At 45.3% G+C, this 20,590-nt stretch carries 19 protein-coding genes; 14 read left to right on the top strand and 5 right to left on the bottom strand.

What is annotated here, in order from left to right:
- Window position 1: 1 nt before the first annotated feature.
- The 6 genes from L1D55_RS00775 (at window position 2) to L1D55_RS00750 (ending at window position 4,131) form a co-directional block, all read left to right on the top strand.
- Window positions 2-436: a flagellar biosynthesis sigma factor gene (locus L1D55_RS00775; RefSeq protein ID WP_239916036.1), complete on the top strand. Its 435-nt coding sequence runs from the start codon at window positions 2-4 to the stop codon at window positions 434-436.
- A gap of 9 nt (window positions 437-445) precedes the next feature.
- Window positions 446-1,153: a sigma-70 family RNA polymerase sigma factor gene (locus tag L1D55_RS00770; protein ID WP_239916035.1), complete on the top strand. Its 708-nt coding sequence runs from the start codon at window positions 446-448 to the stop codon at window positions 1,151-1,153.
- The gene (gene motA, locus L1D55_RS00765; RefSeq protein ID WP_008216137.1) at window positions 1,141-2,013 is read left to right on the top strand and encodes a flagellar motor stator protein MotA; all 873 of its coding nucleotides are present in this window, start codon (window positions 1,141-1,143) and stop codon (window positions 2,011-2,013) included. Before L1D55_RS00770 ends, motA begins: the two co-directional genes overlap by 13 nt.
- A 10-nt stretch (window positions 2,014-2,023) precedes the next feature.
- Window positions 2,024-2,998, top strand: a complete 975-nt coding sequence (locus tag L1D55_RS00760; RefSeq protein ID WP_239916033.1) for an OmpA family protein — start codon at window positions 2,024-2,026, stop codon at window positions 2,996-2,998.
- Entirely contained in the window at window positions 2,991-3,281 is a 291-nt protein-coding gene (locus tag L1D55_RS00755; protein ID WP_008216133.1) for a hypothetical protein, read from the top strand. The genes L1D55_RS00760 and L1D55_RS00755 overlap by 8 nt, the downstream gene beginning before the upstream one ends.
- Window positions 3,282-3,528: 247 nt before the next feature.
- Window positions 3,529-4,131, top strand: a complete 603-nt coding sequence (locus L1D55_RS00750) for a lytic transglycosylase domain-containing protein (RefSeq protein WP_239916220.1) — start codon at window positions 3,529-3,531, stop codon at window positions 4,129-4,131.
- A 59-nt stretch (window positions 4,132-4,190) separates the two neighbouring features.
- On the opposite strand, the gene L1D55_RS00745 is transcribed toward L1D55_RS00750, so the two are convergent.
- Both L1D55_RS00745 and L1D55_RS00740 read right to left on the bottom strand, forming a co-directional pair.
- Window positions 4,191-5,813 carry a phosphoethanolamine--lipid A transferase gene (locus L1D55_RS00745; protein ID WP_239916031.1) on the bottom strand — a complete coding sequence of 541 codons (1,623 nt, stop codon included), beginning with the start codon at window positions 5,811-5,813 and terminating at the stop codon, window positions 4,191-4,193.
- Window positions 5,814-6,045: 232 nt separating this feature from the next.
- On the bottom strand, window positions 6,046-6,618 hold the full coding sequence (locus tag L1D55_RS00740; protein WP_239916029.1) for a porin family protein: 573 nt from the start codon (window positions 6,616-6,618) through the stop codon (window positions 6,046-6,048).
- Between the two features lie 189 nt (window positions 6,619-6,807).
- Between L1D55_RS00740 and L1D55_RS00735 the strand changes: the two genes are divergently transcribed.
- Together L1D55_RS00735 and L1D55_RS00730 are read left to right on the top strand one after the other, a co-directional pair.
- The gene (locus L1D55_RS00735) at window positions 6,808-7,347 is read left to right on the top strand and encodes a hydrolase (RefSeq protein WP_239916027.1); all 540 of its coding nucleotides are present in this window, start codon (window positions 6,808-6,810) and stop codon (window positions 7,345-7,347) included.
- A gap of 38 nt (window positions 7,348-7,385) precedes the next feature.
- Complete coding sequence (locus L1D55_RS00730) at window positions 7,386-7,928, top strand: AAA family ATPase (protein ID WP_239916026.1); 543 nt, start codon at window positions 7,386-7,388, stop codon at window positions 7,926-7,928.
- 109 nt (window positions 7,929-8,037) lie between these two features.
- Here the strand turns inward: L1D55_RS00730 and L1D55_RS00725 are convergent, their stop codons facing one another.
- A complete protein-coding gene (locus L1D55_RS00725) occupies window positions 8,038-8,901 on the bottom strand; it encodes a MurR/RpiR family transcriptional regulator (protein WP_239916024.1) in 864 nt (287 codons plus the stop codon).
- A gap of 89 nt (window positions 8,902-8,990) precedes the next feature.
- The gene (locus L1D55_RS00720; RefSeq protein ID WP_239916022.1) at window positions 8,991-10,265 is read right to left on the bottom strand and encodes an amino acid deaminase; all 1,275 of its coding nucleotides are present in this window, start codon (window positions 10,263-10,265) and stop codon (window positions 8,991-8,993) included.
- A gap of 176 nt (window positions 10,266-10,441) precedes the next feature.
- Between L1D55_RS00720 and L1D55_RS00715 the strand changes: the two genes are divergently transcribed.
- The 6 genes from L1D55_RS00715 to L1D55_RS00690 all read left to right on the top strand — a co-directional run bounded on the left by L1D55_RS00715 (window position 10,442) and on the right by L1D55_RS00690 (window position 18,366).
- Window positions 10,442-11,875 carry a D-aminoacylase gene (locus L1D55_RS00715; RefSeq protein ID WP_239916021.1) on the top strand — a complete coding sequence of 478 codons (1,434 nt, stop codon included), beginning with the start codon at window positions 10,442-10,444 and terminating at the stop codon, window positions 11,873-11,875.
- An 85-nt stretch (window positions 11,876-11,960) separates the two neighbouring features.
- Complete coding sequence (locus L1D55_RS00710) at window positions 11,961-12,353, top strand: RidA family protein (protein ID WP_008216122.1); 393 nt, start codon at window positions 11,961-11,963, stop codon at window positions 12,351-12,353.
- A 206-nt stretch (window positions 12,354-12,559) separates the two neighbouring features.
- The gene (locus L1D55_RS00705; protein WP_102424959.1) at window positions 12,560-14,074 is read left to right on the top strand and encodes a sodium:solute symporter family protein; all 1,515 of its coding nucleotides are present in this window, start codon (window positions 12,560-12,562) and stop codon (window positions 14,072-14,074) included.
- Between the two features lie 90 nt (window positions 14,075-14,164).
- Window positions 14,165-15,112 (top strand): sugar kinase, encoded by a 948-nt coding sequence (locus L1D55_RS00700; protein WP_239916019.1) that lies wholly within the window; start codon window positions 14,165-14,167, stop codon window positions 15,110-15,112.
- Window positions 15,113-15,132: 20 nt separating this feature from the next.
- Window positions 15,133-15,762, top strand: coding sequence for a bifunctional 4-hydroxy-2-oxoglutarate aldolase/2-dehydro-3-deoxy-phosphogluconate aldolase (locus L1D55_RS00695; RefSeq protein ID WP_102424957.1), 630 nt, complete (start codon window positions 15,133-15,135; stop codon window positions 15,760-15,762).
- Window positions 15,763-15,915: 153 nt separating this feature from the next.
- Window positions 15,916-18,366 (top strand): family 20 glycosylhydrolase, encoded by a 2,451-nt coding sequence (locus tag L1D55_RS00690; protein WP_239916017.1) that lies wholly within the window; start codon window positions 15,916-15,918, stop codon window positions 18,364-18,366.
- 110 nt (window positions 18,367-18,476) lie between these two features.
- On the opposite strand, the gene L1D55_RS00685 is transcribed toward L1D55_RS00690, so the two are convergent.
- Entirely contained in the window at window positions 18,477-20,540 is a 2,064-nt protein-coding gene (locus tag L1D55_RS00685; protein ID WP_239916015.1) for an ATP-binding protein, read from the bottom strand.
- Between the last annotated feature and the right edge of the window lie 50 nt (window positions 20,541-20,590).

Raw genomic sequence — 20,590 nt, 5'->3', positions numbered from 1 at the left:
CATGATTAAAGTCTTTATCACCTTTGCTTTAACCCTTGCTCTATGTGTAACCGGTTTTTGGTTTTATCAAACCAATCAACTGAATATGGCTGTCTTGAGTTCATGGTTAACCCCTAGTGAGCCAGAGCCGGTTCCAACACAACAGATCGAGGTTCAGCTAGAAAATGTGCTGGTGCCGATTAATTTAGGTAACCGACAAAGCCTGTTGCTACTGGATGTCTCTATGTTTACGCCAGAGAGGAACAGTGGTTACGTGCACGAGCAACTGAGCCGAATCAAAAATCGAATCATCAAAAAATTCAGTGTGAAGGAGGCGTCTTACTTCTATAACAAGCAGTTTATTTATGTGATTCAAGATGATTTAAAAGACGATTTGGACGAGTTGCCCAGCTTACAAGTGGGTGATGTGCTTGTGACGAAAGCGGTATTTCAATAGGTCGTCACCATGTTAATGCAGCCTAAATATCAACACACTCAAACCGATGACCAAGCAACGCTACAAGAGCTTGAGAAGCTGGTATTACAGCAAAACATTAAGTTGATTAATGGGTTGCTGTATCAATATCGCTATGCGGTGGATGAGGGCACGTTTGAAGATCTTAAACAGACTGCCATGATGACCTTAGTGATTGAATTGAGAAAGTTTGATCATGTGGCAAATGATGACTTTCGCCGTGCCGTTGCGGTGCGCATTCGTGGTGAGTTGATCGATGAATTGCGTCGACGTGACTACATGGAGCGTGATAAACGCCAACTGGTTAACCGCATCAAACATGCCGAGCGACAGTTACTCCAGCAACTCGGGAGGGAGCCAACCAGCAATGAAGTCTGCCGACACTTAGGAGTTGAAGCGGGGGATTACCAGCAAGCCATGACTCTCGTGGATGTGTTTGATGATATCGAGTTGGAGTCGGTGGTAACCGCTGTGCCCGAAACCGATAAAGAAGTGCTGTTTAACGAGGTGAAACAGGTGTTGAACTCGCTCCCTGCAATGGAACAGCGGATTTTGTATCTGGTTTACGTGAAGAGCTTGAGCACCAAAGAGACAGCGTTGGTCCTTGATATCAATGAGATTAAGGTACACCGACTCAAGCATCGAGGCTTGGACATTCTCAAAAGCAGAATTAAGGAGAGTGATGTATGCAAAAGTTAATCGGCATTGTCGTTGTATTGAGTGTGATTTTTGGTGGCTTCATTTTCCTTGGTGGTAAGTTTGAGTTCATCTTTAAGCTGTCAGAGATCATCATTATTTTTGGTGCAGCCTTCGCTAGCTTGCTGATGTCTACGACCTCTTCAACCCTTAAATTGATGGTGCAACAGGTTGGTATTGCGTTTCGCTCTACTCCTTACAATAAGGACTATTATCAGCAGTTATTGTCATTGATGTTTGAGCTGATCAACACCGCGAGAGTGAAGAACATTAAAGCGTTGGATATTCATGTCGAGAACCCGGAATCGAGCAAGATTTTCGCGAAGTATCCTCGAATTACCAAAGACGCGTTAACCACACAGTTTATTATCGATTCATTTCGTCAGGTGATTACGGGCAAGCAATCTCAGCATTTACTCGAGGCCTTTCTTGAAGAAGAAATCGAACATCTAGAAGACGAATATACTAAGCCGTCAGAGAAGCTGCATGCCACTGCTGAGGCGATGCCAGGGCTAGGGATATTAGCGGCGGTGATGGGGATAATCCTCACGATGCAGGGGTTAGATGGTGAGATAAGCGAAATTGGTAAGAACATTGCTGGCGCATTGGTGGGTACATTCACTGGCGTTTTTGGTTGTTACTGTGTGTTAGGCCCGATGTCGAGCAGTATTAAAGATGTATCTGAGAATCAGCTAGCGCCTTTGTTATGTGTTAAATCGATATTGTCCGCTTATGCGCAAGGTCAGTCGGCTCACATGTGTGCCAATGCCGGTCGAAAAAATATCGAGACGCGCTACAAGCCATCATTTGTTGAACTTGAGAAAGCGGTTGAAGTATTAAGACAGCAGCCGTCATCAAGTTAAGGAGACGATGATGCAGCAACCTCAAATCATTATTCAGAAAAAAGGTCGCCGTAAGCGCAATGAACTGCAGCATGGTGGCTGGAAGGTCGCAATGGCGGACCTGATGATTTCGTTGATGTGTCTCTTCTTGGTGTTATGGATTTTGCAGGTCGTGGATGTTGACGACCAGAAAAAACTCCTCAATTACTTTGCTTACGGCAACGACCCAATCATGCATTTAGGCACCAGTGAGAGTGGGGGTAATTCAATTAACCCGCTACCACTGCCTCATGTCGCGACCTCCCACTATGATGCCGATCTTCATCGAATTAACGACACCTCAGTATTGCAAGGGGAATTCAATAGTCAGCAGGAGCTTGAACTGCTGGCACAGCGCATAACCCAAGAGCTTTCAGGTATTGATGCACTTGGCAGTGTCAGTGTTTTTGTTACACCAAAGGGCGCTAAATTGGTTATTGCAGATTCAGACAAAGGGCCGATGTTTTTCCGAGGTGGCGCGAAAGTAACGCCTTTTTATCAGGATCTGTTACTCAACCTTGCTGGCCTACTGGAGAATATTGAAAATAAGATGATCATTACTGGTCATACGGACGCCAGTCGTTATAAGGGAAGCCGTATGACGAATTGGGAGCTATCAAGCAATAGAGCAAACAGCGCACGTTACTATTTGAATAAAGGAGGGCTTCAAGAGCGGCATATTTTCCAAGTGACTGGGATGAGTGATACCGCTCCCGTCGATTATGAGAACACTAAGTCTGGCATTAATCGTCGCATCGAACTCTATATTTTAACAGCGAATACGTTGGCGCAATTAAACAAGGTCTACAAGTCTTTTGCGATTGGCAGCGCTAATGGTAATGGCTCTTCGCCACTTGCTCAGCATGAGTTAGATAAGGTTTTGCCCGACAGTAAGAGAAGGGCCGTTAGACAAGCGGAGTTGAACCAACCAGTCACCTCTTTTGAAGTGCTAAGCCGCTATGACTGAATCACTCAACGTCATGTTTAACACACGAAAGTGCCTAGCTTGGCTAGTACTGATTGATTACATCTTAATTGGATATTACGTCTATTTAGCGACAAGTTTGCTGTATTTCGATGTTTTTGTCGTAGGTTTATTGATTGCTATCTACAATATTTTGTTGGTGATGTTTATTGTTCAACAGCCACAAGGTTTTATCTCTCTAGAGAAAGATAAGCACTTAGTGATTCCCATCTGTTTCGCGGTATTTTTGGGTTGTACCATCGTGGTATTAACCTTTTTTTGGTGAGTGTTTGAGTGAACAGAGTATAGGTGTGCTTCTAAGGTTGAAAGTCGCTGTTAACACGGATAAAGAACAGCTAACACGGCCAAAGAACAGTGAACACGCATAAAAAACAATACGATGATGGAGTGATGTTTTGGCTAAAGGATTGAGCGCTCAACTTTTCGTACACTGGTTATGTAGGCTGGTGGTGTTTCTAGTGTGTCTTCAAATTACTTCCAGTTATGCGCAAAATCGTCCGCCCCATAATGCTATCCAGCCCCACATCAATACGCTTAAGCCATATCAAAGCCAAATATTGAAAAAGCTAGAAGAGTTCGATCCATTGGCTAACGAGATCTTTAGACAGCTTGCTGAGCGGTCACTCCCCGACAGCTTAGTGTTGGTACCTATGCTTGAGTCGTCGTACAACGCTCATGCGGTATCTCCCGCTAAAGCGGCAGGTTTATGGCAGCTGATGCCAGCCACGGCTGAAAGGTTTGGTTTGACGGTTAATGACAGGCAAGATCAAAGGTTTGAGATTGAACCCAGCACTCATGCGGCGATGCAGTATCTCGATTTTTTGTATCGCAAGTTTGATGGAGATATTAACCTCACGCTTGCGGCATATAACGCAGGAGAGGGACGAGTGCAACGGGCCGTCAAAAAGGCGGGCAGTCGGCAGTTTTCCGATTTACGATTACCTAAAGAGACCGTCGATTATGTTCATCGTTTTTACGCCTTGCTAGTGTTAGTGGACGTCACTTCACTTAAACAAAACTCGGTTGCGCCAATGTGGCTGTTTGCCAGCGAAAGTCACTGGCAAAACGCGCCTTTGGTTGACTTAAACCCCTTACCACCGCTGGTTTCGTTGTGATGGTTAGTGAATACGAGAATCACTTTTGGGAATTAAAAGTACACAAGCCTCTGTTAAAACTAGCGGCACGGAGCGAAGATATCTTGGTTCTTCCTATACTCAGTGGTTTGCACGTCCATTAAGCCAAGTAGGGAGTCAAACAAGTTATCGTGTGAAAAACTCTGCTCTTTTCCTGCCTTTCTTAAGCAAGCCTGGCTTATCCCTTTTTGCTCGGCAAAGCCATCAGACATCCATACAATCATCGGGACATGGGTTTGTTCTTTCGGTGCTAATGAATAAGGCATCCCATGAAGGTACACGCCGTTCTCCCCCAGAGATTCTCCGTGATCGGATACGTACATCAGCGCGACATTGTATTTTTCTGTCAGCGTTTCAAGTTTCTGGATCGCCTGTGAGATAAAGAAATCCGTGTATAAGATGGTGTTGTCGTAGGTATTGACGACTTCCTCTTTGGTACAGTTTTCAATATCTGCACGGGCACAGTCTGGCGTGAATTTCTTATGTTCTTCTGGGTAACGTTCAAAGTAGGTTGGGCCATGAGAACCCGAAATATGGTAGAAAATGATGCTATCTTGCTTAAGATCTTGGGTATCTTTCTCGAAATCCTCTAGCATCGCTGTGTCATAGCATGCGTCTTTGTTGCACAAAGGGTCGCTATCTTTGGCTACGAGAGTCATCTCTTTGATTCGGTGCGCTACTGCCTTATCTCCACCATCGTGTTCTCTCCAAACTGAGTGAATACCGGCTCGGTTCATGATGTCGACAACATTATCTTGGTTGTAAGCTTTGTCGCGGTCGTAGTTACTTCGGTTCATGTTAGAGAACATGCAGGGTACAGAGACGGCGGTAGCGGTTCCACATGACTGTACGTCAGAGAAAAATATTGGGTTGTAAGGTTTGGTATGAGCGTTGGTTTCTCGCTCGTAGCCATGATATTGGTAGTTATACACGCGTGCAGTTTCGCCAAGCACAAACACCAGTAAGGTCGGTTTGGTTGCGGCTTTTGCTTGCGGCTTTTGTTGGGCGTCTAACCCTAATTCTTGATAAGGAACCGGTTGTTTGATGTAGGTATTATTGATGTATTTTACCGTCGATGCCACGTACTCGGTCGGGATAATCATCTTCTTAATGTGAGAGTTATTACGACCAATTGAGACATAATCTTTGTAGAACAGCCCTGCGATGATGGCAATCACGATCAAAGATGAAAGTAGCCCAATGGCTTTCCATACTAGGAAGTCTTTCCAGGATTCTTTTTCTAATTTCGTGAACAAAAGGGCGATAGATGGAATGCCGCCCATCAGCACTAGCCATAACACAGAGTGAGCGCTTACATAACTGGTCGCTTCATCGCTATTGGTTTCGAATACGTTTTCTATCATCCCGTAGTCTACATAGATGCCATAGTTGAACATGCTGTAGCTGACGAGTGTTGAGGTGATAAGCAAGAAGATAAAAAATGGCTTGGAGAATATTGGCCAGTTGAAGATTTGGAAGATGAAGTTGAACGCTGCGAGGAAGAAGATTGGAATGGATAGAACAAACCAGAGGCTTTCAGATTTTGAAGACTGAACAATACTAAATAGTTCTTGAGAGAGCGGTATGTTGATAATTAGCAGGTAATATACCGCCAATACATAGGGCAGTTTGTTTATTGACATATTGACACTTGGTAGATTCACTATGCTTGTCTCCAGCGCTTTTTATCCCTTTATTTTAGTCTCGCTATCAAGAAAGATCTAATATCAACCTACACAGCTCAAATAGACGATCGTGAGCGATAACTGGCTAAAGTGAAATGACGCGTTTGGGGCAGTAGAAACAAAAAATTCACTTTACTGAGTGACCTTCATGACAAGGTGGAACAGCAAAGTGAATTATTTACGTTAGGGTGTTCTACGTAGGCTCGCTACATTAGAAGTTGTAAGAACCACCTAGGCTAACACTGCTGAATGCCAGTGTCTTATCTTCGGTTTTGAATGGACCGTAGTAGTTTTCTACGCTCACAGCATCAGCTTGTGAAATTAGGCGTAGTGTTAGGTTTTCGATTGGCGTGTATTCAACACCCAAACCAAAGTGGAAACCTGTACCGCTATCATCAGCGTAACCAGCACTCTTATTTGCGTTTAGGTCAACAGAGCTTAAACCAGCCAATACGAACGGACGAATTGTGTTGTCGAACGTGTAACCTAGGTTTGCAGATACAGAAACAGACGTTGGAGACAGTTTTTCTGCACCTTTTTTGTAGTCTGCGTAATCGTTGTAGCCAAGTTCAACACCAACAATACGGTTGAACTGGTAGCCACCATATAGGTTGTAACCCATGCCGTCTGAGTCTAGGTTGCCTTGACCGTCTGTATCAGAATCTTGGTACACACCAAGGCCACCACCGATGTACGCACCGCCGTCAGTTCCTGCTGCTAATGCTGGAAGAGAAACCGCACCGATTAAGCCCAGTGCTAATGTTGATTTCGCGAATTTGTTCATTGTTCTTACTCACTTTTTAATGTCATGCAGTATCAATTATTTTTGTTTTCGGCCTTTCGACCGTTGGTGAGCATTATTCCGTAGTCTTATACGTATTACTGTATGGCTTTGTAAGCTAAATCGTTACATAGTAGAAAAGATATCCATCAGATTGCTTAGTGAGTTAGGCTGCCAAAACAAGGAATACACATGCTAATGAGACAAAATACAGGCTTGGTGGTTGTGGACGTTCAGGGCAAGCTCGCACGCCTTGTTGATGAGAGTGAGACACTTATTTCTAGCTGTCGGAAGCTGATTAAGGGCGCGCAGGTTTTGGGGCTGCCCATCATTTACTTGGAGCAGAATCCAGATAAATTGGGATCAACAGTCAGTGAACTGAATGACTTATTGAGCGATGTTGAGTCAGTAACTAAATTCACATTCAACGCGTGTGATGAGCCCCAGTTTGTTGAGGCTGTGCAAGCCAAGAACGTGGATACGTGGTTGGTGTGTGGGATTGAGGCTCATATTTGCGTGTATCAAACGGCAATAGGGTTATTGGATCTTGGCTACAAAGTTGAGGTAGTAAGCGACTGTATTGGTTCTCGAACGGCGCTTAATAAGGAGCTAGCCATTTGCAGAATGCGAGAGTCGGGCATTCAAATCACTGGGTTGGAGATGAGCTTATACGAGCTTGTGAAAGACTGCCGAGCCCCAGAGTTTAAACCTATCCTTTCCCTTATTCGTTAGCTTGATCGTCGTTAATTTCATTATTTGAAGAGGTCTATTTGAGCAATCTAATTGTATTTACTGGTGGGCCGGGATCCGGCAAAACCTCGGTCATCGACGCTTTGAAAAGCAAGGGCTATCGCTGCGCACCAGAGGTTGGGCGTAAAGTGATTCAACACCAAGTATCCCAACAAGGGAGTGCTTTACCTTGGCTAGATAAAGTGGCTTTTCGTGATGAGATGGTGCGCGAAGAATTAGTCAATTATCAGGCGTTTCAGGCGAGTAACCTGCCCGTTTTCTTTGATAGATGCATTGTCGATTCATACGGCTACAGCCTGTTAGAAGCACTGCCTATTCCAGACTCCTTGCTAGATCTTTGCAATGAACTTGAATACAGCACTAAGGTGTTTACCTTTCCTCCTTGGGAGGCGATTTTTATCAATGACCAAGAGCGTAAACAGGATTTTGAAGAGGCGGTCGCCACCTATGAAAAGATGGTAGAAGCCTATACCCTATTTGGTTATCAACTGGTGGAAGTGCCGAAAAGCTCTGTTGAAGAACGAGTCGAGTTCATTTTAACTTCCATTGACTCAGATGAGTGATTTCAGGAAGCATCAAAACTAAAAAAGCCCAACAGTATCGACTCGATTGAGTGATTAATGCGGGGCTTTTTATTGAGACTTAGTTGGCGAAGTTCTAGTTCACAAACGTTTAGTCACCGAGAGGCTGTCGGTCGCCACCGCCTCGGTAAGAATCGAGTGCAACCTTCAAGCGGCGCAGTTTATCGCGCGAGCGGTTCTTGTGATTAACTGCCATGCCCATTGAAAGTACATCGACTAACGCTAGCATTGCGTAGCGAGACGCCGATGGCTTGTAGATGAAATCAGTTTCCATGTGCTTGATAGGTAACAAGATATCCGCAATGTTTGCCAATGGTGTCTCTTGTGGCGTAATTGCGATGATCTTAAGTCCATACTGTTTGGCTAATGCGGCGGTTTCGGTGATAACGGGCGTAAAGCCTGTCGCGGAAATCATCACCATCACATCGTTGGTATCGGCTGTTGCGGCAACCATGCGTGACATTAAGCCATCATTGTACGACACCACTGGATAGCCTAAACGAAACAGTCGGTGTTGCAGTTCTTGAGAGGCTATAGTTGAGCCGCCACCCATGCCGATTGCAATGATCTGTCTGGCGTTGTGCAGCCAGTTTACCGCAGTTTCAACATCTTGTTCTTTGAATAGAGTGCGGTTGATGTCTAGGCTCTGCTTGATTGATTCGTAGATACCTTGATAACCAGTTTGGTTAACCGGTTCGAGAATAAAGCGCTGGCCAACCGTTAGGGTTTGAGCAAGCTTGATCTTCATATCACGTACGTTGTTACAGCCAATCGCCTTAGCAAATCGGGTAATGGTAGCTTCACTGACTTGCGCGTTTTCAGCGAGTTCTGTAATGCTGGCTTTGGCAGCAAAATCGATGTCATCCATGATCAGCTTGGCGACTTTTTTCTCGGCATCACGAAGAGCGGGAAAACGCTCTGTTATCTGTGAAATGATATCTACTTCTAAACTCAAGAATCCTGATCCTTTGTTGATGGGGCTAAGCCTTAGCCCCGTTAGTATATCTGAATGCTTCGCTGATTCTAGCTTATTGAAAAATCGAGCTAGAAGCAGGTCTCTACCCAGTTTGTTACCTGATAGTCGTCATCGCTGATAGCAATGTAACGCCACTTATCGAAAGTCAAACAAGGGTGTGAGGTTGAGAACGCAATCATGTCACCCACTTCGATCTCAGCAGAGCCGTCTGTTTCCACAAAAGTATGTTGATCCATCACGGCAGTCGCCGTCAGGCCTTTAACTGAGATTGCTTCGCCATTGCGATATCCGCGTTCAGCAATAGGTAATCCCGCGTCGAAGGCCACATCACGTTTACCAAGCCCAATCACCAGTTTGGTTGGCTCTGGACGAGAGATAACATATGCCCAAACCTCAAGTGCCGATTCTAAATCCCCACCCAGTTCACACGCGTAACCTTGGTTTACTTGTGCGCGCTGTAACACCTTACTTTGAGCATCTAGGTAGATCCCAGTATCGTGAATGGCGTAGCAACCTGGGCGGATGATCGCCAAGTAATTGGTTAGGTTCGCCAAGCACTCTGCCACCACATCATACCAAGCCGATCCCGCGCCAGTGATGATTGGCTGTCCCGTGATCAGCCCATCTGATGCAAGGCTTTCGACAGAGCTCAGTGCTTGCTTTAAGAAGGTACGAATATCTTGCTCAGCATTGTCGCCATGAATCACACCTTCGTACACTTCGATGCCCGCAAGAGAAAGTGCAGGTGTGTCTTGAATGGTTTGTGCAAGTTCTAGAACCTCTTGTGGTGAGCGACAGCCACAGCGTCCGCCTGGTACTCCAAACTCGATCAGAACCTTTAGTGTTTGCTCGGTATTAGCGAAGTGTTGACTCAGTTGTTGCACGTTCACTGGTGAATCGACACAGCAGTAAAAATCGACGTCGAATTCACGAATAAGTTGTTCAACGATCGCAATGTTGGTTTTACCTACTAGTTGGTTGGCCATGATGATTCTTTTTGCACCCGCCATTGCTGCAACCTCTGCTTGAGCAGGTGTCGCAACAGTAATTCCCCAAGCGCCATTTTCTAGCTGCTGACGAAAGAAATTAGGCGTCATCGATGTTTTGCCGTGTGGTGATAATTTCACCTGATGATGATCGGCGAATGATTGCATCCAATTCAGGTTATTCGTTAAGGCTGATTGTTTGATAATTGCTATCGGAAGCGAAATATCTTCATCGACCAGTCGATAAACGCCGTTCTCAGTTTGTGATACTGCTCTCCCTTTTTGGCCTCTTTCAGTCAAGACGAAACAATCTTTTTGATACTTTATAACATCTTTTTGTGCAGGGTTATGTTTCATTGCTGATTCCTAACATGATTTAAGTGGTTGTTATTTAATGTTTAAATCTATCTTGCGTTTGTTTTGTGATAGAAACTATCACACAAATTAAAATATTATGTGTGTTTTGTCACTGAAAATAATCGGCTGGATTTTTAATATAGCTCCATCAACAGAGTGGATTGAGAGAGTGAGAAATGTTGTTCGATACGATAATTAAAAATGTAGAGGTGTTCGATGGCACCGGCGAACAATCGTTTTGTGCCGATGTAGCAATCCGAGATGGAAAAATCGCCGAAATTGGCAGCATTGATCATGAAGATTGTGGCCAGTTGGTTGAAGGAGCAGGCTTAGCATTGGCTCCTGGATTTATTGATGTACACACACACGACGACACCAACGTCATTCGTTACCCAGACTGCTTACCAAAGATCAGCCAAGGTGTAACAACCGTGATTGTTGGTAACTGTGGTATCAGTGCGTCACCAACGGTTTTAGCGGGTGATCCACCAGATCCTATGAACCTTTTAGGCGCGCAGGCTGATTTCAAATACCCAACCTTTGCCGCGTATGCACAAGCGGTGGAGCAAGCACAACCAGCGGTGAACGTCGCTGCTTTAGTGGGTCACACCACGCTGCGTAACCAAGTGATGGATGACCTACAACGCACTGCAACGGAAGGTGAAATTGCAGAGATGCAAAACAACCTTGATTTAGCGATGGAACAAGGCGCATTAGGTTTGAGCTCGGGCTTGGCTTACGCAAGTGCGAAACAAGCAAACGCCAATGAAGTAATGCAGTTAGCCAAAGTGCTGTCTAGCCATGGTGGCATCTATACCACGCATATGCGTACCGAATTCGAAGAAATCTTAAGCGCTATGGAAGAGGCGTTTGAAACCGGGCAGTACGCAAAAGTTCCGGTTGTTATTTCTCACCTTAAATGTGCAGGTGCGGGCAACTGGGGCAGAACCGTTGAAGTGCTTGATTTGATGGACAAGGTTTCAGAGCACCAAGATGTGTCTTGCGACTGCTACCCATATTCAGCGAGCTCCTCAACATTAGATTTGAAACAGGTGACGGACGATTTCGATATCTTCATCACTTGGTCTGAAGCAAAACCAGAACATGCAGGCAAAACCCTGAAGCAGATTGCTGATGAGATGAACCTATCACTGATGGACGCTGCGAAAGCGCTTCAACCAGCTGGTGCGGTTTACCACTGCATGGATGAGAACGACGTAAAACGTGTATTGAAATACAAGCTGACCATGGTTGGTTCCGATGGTTTGCCTAATGACCCGCATCCACACCCGAGGTTGTGGGGCACTTTCCCGAAAGTGTTGGGCCACTACTGCCGAGATGAAAAACTGTTCTCGCTACCAGAAGCGATTCACAAAATGACGGGAATGTCGGCAGAGCGTTACAACTTGTCTGGTCGAGGTGAAGTTCGATGTGGTGCATTTGCTGATTTAGTTTTATTTGATCCAAAGAATATTAAAGACACAGCAACATTTGAAAATCCTATTTCAGTTGCTGAAGGAATAGAAAGTGTATTTGTAAATGGTGAGTTAACTTACCAAAAAGGAAAAGTAAGAAATAATCGTTCTGGCGTTTTTATTTATCGTAATTAATTGAATAAACGAAAATAAAACGACGAATTAATTTAAATATATTGGAAAGCAACCAATATTATCTATAAAGAAGTGGAGTTAAAAAATGACTATTAAACGTTACGGTGTTGAAGGCGGAACAGGTACAGGCGGACAACATTTACCATTTGCACGCGCAACTGAAGCGGGTGGTTTCCTATACGTTTCTGGCCAGACACCGATGACAGATGGTGAAGTAGTTGAGGGTGGCATTATTGACCAGTCTCGCCTAGCAATCCAAAACTGTGTCGATATCATGACTGAAGCAGGCTATGGCCTAGAAGACGTAGTACACGTAAAGGTTGTACTAACGGACTCTCGTTACTTCCAATCTTTTAATAAGGTATTCAAAGAGTTCTTTGGTGCTAACCCACCGGCACGTATCTGCATGGTTTGTGACCTAGTCGTAGACGTGAAAGTTGAAGTAGATGTGACTTGCTACCGCGCTGACCGCGTATAGTAATAACCTAATCACAATAACCTACTTAGAGAGTATTAGGGCGTAGTTATCCCTGTTATTATTCCTTAATACTCTCACCCTACATTTATAAAAATTACTTTAATTAAAATATACAAAATAAATAAAGTAATTATATGAAATATAAAATGAATGAATCATAAATAAAAGTTCAGGAATGAGCTTAATATTTCACTGAGAGGTGTCAAATGAACAGCACTCTTTTTCTTACAGGCTTCGGCGTGTACGTATGTTTTTTAATTTGGTTAGGCTGGTTTGTCTCGCGTAATCAAAAATCTGGCGAAGATTTCTTATTAGGCGGCCGTGGCCTGCCACTATTTTTAGTACTTGGTACAACGGTAGCGACGATGGTCGGTACGGGTTCAAGTATGGGTGCGGTTGGCTTCGGCTACGCAAATGGCTGGGCTGGTGCTCTTTACGGAATTGGCGGTGCTGTTGGCATCCTATTGCTTGCGTTATGGTTTGCTCCGGTTCGTAAGCTGAACTTCATGACAATGAGTGAAGAGCTAGCGTATTACGTGGGTGCTAACCGAATCGTGAAAAACGTGGTTGGCCTACTTATCTTCATCGCGTCAATTGGTTGGTTAGGTGCGCACATTCTAGGTGGCGGTATGTACCTAGCGTGGATTGCTGACATTGACCTGAACCTAGCGAAGATCATTATTGCAGCGGCATTCACTATCTACGTGGTTATCGGTGGTTACACAGCGGTTGTATGGACTGACACTATCCAAGCAATCATCCTTTTTGCTGGCTTCATCTTGATGGCGGTGATGTCTGTGAACCACATTGGTGGCATGGATAACCTTTACGCTGCGATGGACCCTGCTGCTACGAGCTTTTTAGCAATCGATAAACTAGGCATTCTGCCTGCTGTTTCTCTGGCTGTGGTTATCGGTGTTGGTGTACTGGCGACGCCTTCATTCCGTCAACGCATTTACTCAGGTAAAGACGTTTCAACTATCCGTCGTTCATTCGTGGCGTCTGGTGTGTTGTACCTTTTCTTCTCTATCATTCCAGCAATCATCGGTATGGCAGCACACGCTATCGACCCGACGCTGGATAACCCTAACTTCTCGTTCCCTTACATTGCAGCAACGGTACTTCCAGTTGGCGTTGGCATGATTGTTCTTATCGCTGGCCTATCTGCAACCATGTCGAGCGCAAGCTCAGATGCGATTGCTGGTGTGTCTATCCTACTGCGTGACGTATATGTGATGTTCACAGGCCGTGTACCAAACAAAGAATCAATGATGAACTACTCTCGTTTAGCTTTGGTTGTAGTGATTGGTTTTGCACTGCTATTCGCACTGACGTCAAACGACATCATTGGCTACATCACTAAGATGATTTCAACGGTTATGTCGGGCATGTTCGTGTGCGGTATGTTGGGTAAATTCTGGAAACGCTACAACTGGCAAGGTGCACTTGCAACGCTAGTGGGTGCTTCAGTGGCTTCATTCGTAGTAATGCTAAACGCTGACTACACAGCATTCTGGGGCAACCCTGTTATCCCATCATGCTTGTTCGCTCTAGTAGCAGGTGTGGCAGTGAGCCTAGTGACTCCGGCTAACCAAGTAACACCAGAAATGGCAAAAGCGATTCTTGATGACGAGCGTGCTCTGATGGAGATGGAAATGTCTGAGACTGGCGTACTTGAAGAAGAAGCGGCACCTCAACGCCCTGCAAATCAAACAAGCTAAACCTAGTCTCCACAACTGGTTTGCTTAATTCAGGCCCTGCTTAGTGGCAGGGCCTTTTCCCCCATATATCTCTCTATTTTAGGATCGGCTATGTCGACATCTTCACACTACAATATTGCTTTTTTTGGCGAATGTATGGTCGAAATCAGCGGCTCTCCATTAACCAAAAAGTTTGGCGGTGACACGCTAAATACCGCGCTTTACCTTTCTCGCTTAACTCAAAACAAAGACCTATCAGTGCATTACGCGACAGGTCTTGGTGGCGATGAACTGTCTCAAAATATGATTGATAGCTGGCAGTTAGAAGGTATTCAAACCAATTTCGTAGAGCGCATTGCGAACAAGCTTCCAGGTCTCTACATGGTCGAAACCGATGATACTGGTGAACGACACTTTCATTACTGGCGCAACGACGCGGCAGTTAAATCTTATTTCCAAGCGAATGATCTGAATAAGCTTGAAATCGCGCTGACAGAGAAACAAGTCGACGCGGTTTACATCAGTGGCATCAGTATCGCGATTTTAGATGACACCTCACGTGAACGCCTGTTGAAAGTCATTGGCGTGTTCTCAAACCAAGGCGGTAAGCTGATTTTCGATAACAACTATCGCCCACAGCTTTGGACGACTGACCAAGCTCAACATTGGTACGCCAAGTTATTGCCATTGGTAGACATCGCGTTGATAACTGAAGACGACGACCTACTGGTTTGGGGTAACTCTGAGAGCGTTCAACAACGCTGCCTTCGCTTGGGCTGCCAAGAGATCGTTATCAAACGTGGCTGTGAACCATGCAAAATTGTTCAGGTAGAAAGCGGCAAGGTAGTAGAAAGCTACGTATCAGCGACAGCTGTTGCGAACGTTGTTGATACATGCGCTGCTGGTGACTCTTTTGCGGCGGGTTACTTAGCTGCACGCTTAACGGGCGAGAGTGCTACCGAAGCCGCTGAACTCGGCCACCAACTGGCTTCTACCGTTATTCAATATTCAGGCGCCATTATCCCGGTAAGCGCTATGAACCACTTAATCAAAAAATAGAAAGATAAAGCGAAATTATTATGTCTCAAGAAATGATCAATACACTTAAGCAATTCAAAGTTATCCCTGTTATTCAAATCAACAAGGTGGAACACGCGATTCCACTAGCAAAAGTGTTAGTAGAAAACGGCCTGCCAGTAGCAGAAGTGACGTTCCGTACCGAAGCGGCAGCGGATTCGATTCGTGCGATGCGTGATGCCTACCCAGAGATGTGTATCGGTGCTGGCACAGTATTAACCCCTGAGCAGATCGATCTTGCGAAAGAGGCGGGCAGTGAGTTCATCGTAGCGCCAGGTTTGAATCCAAACACGGTTAAACGTTGCCAAGAGATCGGCATGCCAATCGTTCCTGGCGTAAATAACCCAAGCCAAGTAGAGCAAGCGCTTGAACTTGGTCTTAACTTCTTGAAGTTCTTCCCAGCAGAAGCGTCTGGCGGCATCAACATGGTGAAATCTTTGCTAGCGCCATACGTTGATGTGTCACTAATGCCTACAGGTGGTATCGGCAAGCACAACGTGAATGATTACTTAGCCGTTGATCGCGTGGTGTGCTGTGGTGGCACGTGGATGGTTTCTCCAAAGATGATCGAAAACGAGCAGTGGGACGAGATTGCCGTGCTGGTTCGTGAAGCTGTTGAGCTGGTTAAGTAGCCATCGTTTAAATAGCTATTGATTAAATAGCAGTAAGCTAAATAGCTCATTTGTTTTGAATTGACGACAAACAGCAGCAGTGGCTGATGGTTCTGTTTTGTGAATCGCCTCCGATAAACAAAACAGAACCCCCGTTATATAGGAAAACTAATAATGAAAAAAACTATATTGTCTCTATTGATTTCAGGTTCAGTAGTGTCCCCAATGGCGTTAGCAATGGCTCCGAATACCGATCTTAACTTAATGCCCTACCCACAAACGGTTGAACTACAAGCTGGGCAAGTAAAGGTCGACGGTAACTTCAAGGTTTACATCAAAGGCTATAATTCTGATCGTGTTGAGTACACGGCGAAACGCTTTGTCGATCGTTTGGTACGCCAAACCGGTATCCCGATTCTGAATTGGCAGGTTGATAGCGCAGACGAAGCAAACCTGATCATTGATATTGACGCAGCTCCAAAGTCTGAAATTCAGAACATCGACTCAGAAGAGTCTTATAAGATTACCACTCAAGGTGAACAAATCACGCTGAGCGCCCCAAGTCCTTATGGCGCTATTCATGGTATTGAAACCCTTTTACAGCTCGTTGAAACAACAGCGACTGGCTACCACATTCCTGCCGTTACGATTGTTGATGAACCTCGCTTCCGTTGGCGTGGTGTTTCCTACGATACCTCTCGTCACTTTATTGAATTTGATGTGTTGATTCGTCAGCTAGATGCGATGGCTTCTGCGAAAATGAACGTCTTCCATTGGCACTTCTGGGATGACCAAGGTATCCGCATTCAAACGGAATCTTGGCCGCGCCTATGGTCAGAAACCACCGATGGTGATTACTACACCAAAGACCAAGTTCGTTACCTAGTCGAGTACGCTCGTAACCTTGGTATTCGTGTGATTCCTGAAGTCTCACTACCGGGACACTCTTCTGCTGTGGCGCATGCTTACCCACGCTTAATGTCGGGTGGTGAAGGCCAAAGTTATGACCAAGAGCGTGGCTGGGGTGTGTTTGAGCCATTGATGGACCCTCTAAACCCAGAGCTTTATGAAATGCTGGGTGATGTGTTTGATGAAGTGACCGAGTTGTTCCCAGATGAGTACTTCCACATTGGTGGTGACGAGCCAAATTACTCTCAATGGATCAACAGCGAAAAGCATCAGAAGTTCATCGAAGAGAACGGTATTGATGGCGAACGCGGTTTGCAGTCTTACCTCAACGTAAAAGTTGAGAAGATGCTGGAAGAGCGCGGTAAGAAGATGACGGGTTGGGATGAGATTTGGCATAAAGATCTGCCAACTTCTATCGTGATTCAAAGCTGGCAAGGTCACGACAGTATCGGCCGTGCAGCGCAAGAGGGTTACCCAGGTATCCTGTCTACCGGCTACTACCTAGACCAGCCTCAGCCTACGAGCTACCACTACCGCAATGACCCAATGCCAACCGGCATCACAGTTGATGATAAGCTTCACAGCAGCGAGAAGTTCGTGACTTACCAATGGCAAAAGCCTCGCTCTAAAGGCAGCCCACGTAAGGGAACGCTGACTATCATTGAAGCAAAAGACGGTACTTTCCGCGCGTTCAGTGATTACAACGGTAAGTCTCGTGAAGAGATCTACATCCTTGATTATGTGCCGGGCAAAACTTTTGTCGGTCACTTTGATAACTTCATGTCTTACACTGAGTTTAACCTGAACCTAAATCCAAATGGATTCTCAGAGGGCAGCTACCAATTGATTGGTAACGTGCGCTGGCCAACCACAGGTGAAGTGATTGCGAGTAGCGATATTGAAGGTAGTGTAATCCCTGAGCCTAATGGTGGTTACCCTGCAGAGCTTACCGACAAAGAAAAAGAGTTGATTCTAGGTGGTGAGATTACGATATGGCTTGAGAACAAAGACAGCCTCACGGTAGAAAACTACCTATGGCCTCGTAGCTACGCGATTGCAGAACGTTTCTGGTCGGATGCTGAACTGACCGATGAGCGCAGCATGTACAAGCGCATGAAAGCGATGGATACATGGTCGGAAATCTCAGTAGGTCTGCGTCACCACGCGGATGCTGATATGTTGCTGAAGCGTATTGCCAGAGGCCAAGATATCCAAGATCTTCGTATTCTTTCAAAGTATACCGAGCCAGCACAATACTATGCTCGTAACTGGGAGAAATGGAACTCAACAGAGCCTAAAGGCACTTTGTACAGTCAATACGAGCGCCTAAACCGCTTTGTTGATGCGCTGCCAGTAGAAAGCTATGCGGTGTATGAGATGCAAGACTTGGTTAACGAAGTTGCGACAGGCAATCAACAGGCGTTGGAGCAACTTACAGAGCATTATCAGCAAGCAAAATCGGCTGCACTTGCCGCTGAAACTATCTTTGCTGCTAACGTCTCTTCGGTAGAGACTGTGGTGGTGGCAGATAAAACGGTCGAAGTTGCCGATCTGGCGTTAACCTTGATTGCTAAAGTGAAAGCGGGTGAGCAAGTTCGAGAAGCAGACGCGAATGCCTATCAAGCTATCCTATCTGATGCTGCGAAGATCTACGATGAATCGATCATTGCGATTGTTCGTCCAACGGAGTTACTGCTCAAGCAGCTGAGTAAGTAAGCGAGAGAGAATAAGTCACACGCTAATAAACTCTCCAAACCGCCCTCTATGGGCGGTTTTTTTGTTCCAGAATTCAAATAGAGTATGTGTCTAAGATGTTATGTAAGCGATTACTCACTATCGGCACTTTTAAGCGTTAGTGTGAACGTCATTCCTTGTTCAGGGTTGTTCTTAGCAATTAGATAGCCTTGCATATCGCGTACATTGTTGGCGGTGATGGCGAGTCCGAGCCCGAGCCCTTCGCCCATTTTTTTGTTGGTGTGAAAGGGTTCGAAAATGGTTTCTAGTTGGTCTTCGGATACGCCACAACCGTTATCTTGCACCTTGATGATCACACGCTCTTGTTCGGTATGAACACTGATAACAATGGTCGCTGGTTTCTGATTTTGCGTAGCATCGATAGCATTGCTTAAGAGATTCCCAATCACTTGTCTAAGTCGTGCTTCTTCGCCCATCACCATTGAAACATTAGAGGCGACACGTACTCGAATATCGACACGTTCTAACGCGGCTTGGTGAATGCGTAGGGTTTCTTGAAGTGCGTCTGTTAGTGAAACCGGATAAGGTTTTTCCAATCTTTGAAAGGCGAAGGACTTTAACTGACTCGTCATGTTGGCCATTCTGTCGATCAGGCTCATTACCAGATCCATGTTCGCTTTCAACATCTTAGTCTCGCCTCTCTCCATCAGTAATTGATTACTTGAAAGCAAGGTTTTTAGGCCTGTAAGCGGTTGATTGAGTTCATGAGTAATCGCGCTCGACATACGCCCCAATGCGGCAAGTTTGCTTGATTCTACCAACTCTTGTTGAGCGTCTTTTAGGTCTTGCGTTCGCTCTTCTACCCTCAGCTGAAGTGTTTTATTTGCTTCCTGTACCGCGATCTCCGCTTTCTTACGTTTACTGATGTCAATCACAGTACATAGGTAATAGGTAGTAGCATGCCAAGGAAAGGGGCTAATAGAGAACAACACCGGGAAGTAGCTGCCATCGCTGCGTCTTGCCATGGTTTCAACACTAGTGATCTCGGCCAACTCCTGATGTTGTTCTAAGTTCTTCAACAACTGCAAAGTGGTTGAGTTCGGGTTACCGGCCTCAAAAAGTTGCCATGCTTTGATGTTGCTGATCATCGAATCGGATAGGCAGAAGTAGTTTTTCGCCATCAAATTAATGTCGTGGATGTGACCGTGTTTATCGATCAGCACAAGTCCAACGTGTGTCTTGTTGATCATTCCAGACAACCGTTTTTCAGACTCTTCAATTAGCTTTTGGATTCGTAGGTTGCTGAGTTTTTTCTGGCGTCTTTGATAGAGAATGACCAGCAATAGCATGATGAAAAGACAGCCCACCGCCACGCTCCAACTTATCCAGTTAGTGGTTTGATTGAGGCTAGTTAATGGGGTGAGGTAGGTTAAACGCCAGTTGAGGTCATCTAACTTGATGGACTGAATTAGGTAATCCTTACCTTGGAGTCGCCAAACGCGAATGTGGGTTTGGTCGTACAACTCGCGTTTGGTGGCCGTAGGCTGCGAATTGAAGGTGTCGTTAAACCAGTCAGCACTCAATCTATTGTCACTCGAGAGAAAGAACTGATCGCGAGGGTTCTGGAACAGGATTGCTTCGCCATCGGCAAACCATTGATCAGTCAGTAGCGATAAGTCAATTTGCACCGCAACAATGCCCACTACATCAGAGGCTCGATACACCGGAGCGGCAATAAAGTAATCAGGGGTGACGCCTTTGCTTTTGGTTACTACTGAAATCGCCCCACCTTGCTGGTGGATCTTAGACACTATCGTGTTGGCGTTTTTACGGCTGAGTTGGCTGCTTTCCACACTCGATACTAGCAAATCGCCTTTGTGGGAGAGTAGGTACCAACCTTTGGTATTCGCTGCTTTGTCTAATTGAATAAGTTGTTTTTTGATACGCTTTTCAAGGTGGTTTTCGCCATCGATAAAACGAACCGTGGTTTCATCATTGGTGACTAGGTAGGGGAGATAATAGAAACGTTTTAGGGTTCGCCTTGCTTCAGCTATGTAGCCAAGGAAGCGCTGCTCAGCATAGCGCTGCGCTTGCTCAAGCTTCCATTGGCTGATTCCATTCTTGGTGGTGACCTGTACTAAACCAATGATTAAACAGGCAAACAGGAATAACCAATATCGATTGTTGTTTATCATTCTTGATTAAATCCTTTTAAATTAGTCGTTTAAATAGGTTTCTGCTTGCT

Origin of the sequence: Vibrio sp. Isolate22, assembly GCF_022398115.1 — a bacterium.
Taxonomy (GTDB): Bacteria; Pseudomonadota; Gammaproteobacteria; order Enterobacterales; family Vibrionaceae; genus Vibrio.
Note: the sequence above shows the minus strand (reverse complement) of the source record. Positions and strands in the feature narration are given on the sequence as shown.

Coding starts and splice junctions, on each gene's coding strand:
- L1D55_RS00775 (WP_239916036.1), top strand. CDS start 2: ATGATTAAAGTCTTTATCACCTTTGCTTTAACCCTTGCTCTATGTGTA.
- L1D55_RS00770 (WP_239916035.1), top strand. CDS start 446: ATGTTAATGCAGCCTAAATATCAACACACTCAAACCGATGACCAAGCA.
- motA (WP_008216137.1), top strand. CDS start 1,141: ATGCAAAAGTTAATCGGCATTGTCGTTGTATTGAGTGTGATTTTTGGT.
- L1D55_RS00760 (WP_239916033.1), top strand. CDS start 2,024: ATGCAGCAACCTCAAATCATTATTCAGAAAAAAGGTCGCCGTAAGCGC.
- L1D55_RS00755 (WP_008216133.1), top strand. CDS start 2,991: ATGACTGAATCACTCAACGTCATGTTTAACACACGAAAGTGCCTAGCT.
- L1D55_RS00740 (WP_239916029.1), bottom strand. CDS start 6,618: ATGAACAAATTCGCGAAATCAACATTAGCACTGGGCTTAATCGGTGCG.
- L1D55_RS00735 (WP_239916027.1), top strand. CDS start 6,808: ATGCTAATGAGACAAAATACAGGCTTGGTGGTTGTGGACGTTCAGGGC.
- L1D55_RS00720 (WP_239916022.1), bottom strand. CDS start 10,265: ATGAAACATAACCCTGCACAAAAAGATGTTATAAAGTATCAAAAAGAT.
- L1D55_RS00715 (WP_239916021.1), top strand. CDS start 10,442: ATGTTGTTCGATACGATAATTAAAAATGTAGAGGTGTTCGATGGCACC.
- L1D55_RS00710 (WP_008216122.1), top strand. CDS start 11,961: ATGACTATTAAACGTTACGGTGTTGAAGGCGGAACAGGTACAGGCGGA.
- L1D55_RS00705 (WP_102424959.1), top strand. CDS start 12,560: ATGAACAGCACTCTTTTTCTTACAGGCTTCGGCGTGTACGTATGTTTT.
- L1D55_RS00700 (WP_239916019.1), top strand. CDS start 14,165: ATGTCGACATCTTCACACTACAATATTGCTTTTTTTGGCGAATGTATG.
- L1D55_RS00695 (WP_102424957.1), top strand. CDS start 15,133: ATGTCTCAAGAAATGATCAATACACTTAAGCAATTCAAAGTTATCCCT.
- L1D55_RS00690 (WP_239916017.1), top strand. CDS start 15,916: ATGAAAAAAACTATATTGTCTCTATTGATTTCAGGTTCAGTAGTGTCC.
- L1D55_RS00685 (WP_239916015.1), bottom strand. CDS start 20,540: ATGATAAACAACAATCGATATTGGTTATTCCTGTTTGCCTGTTTAATC.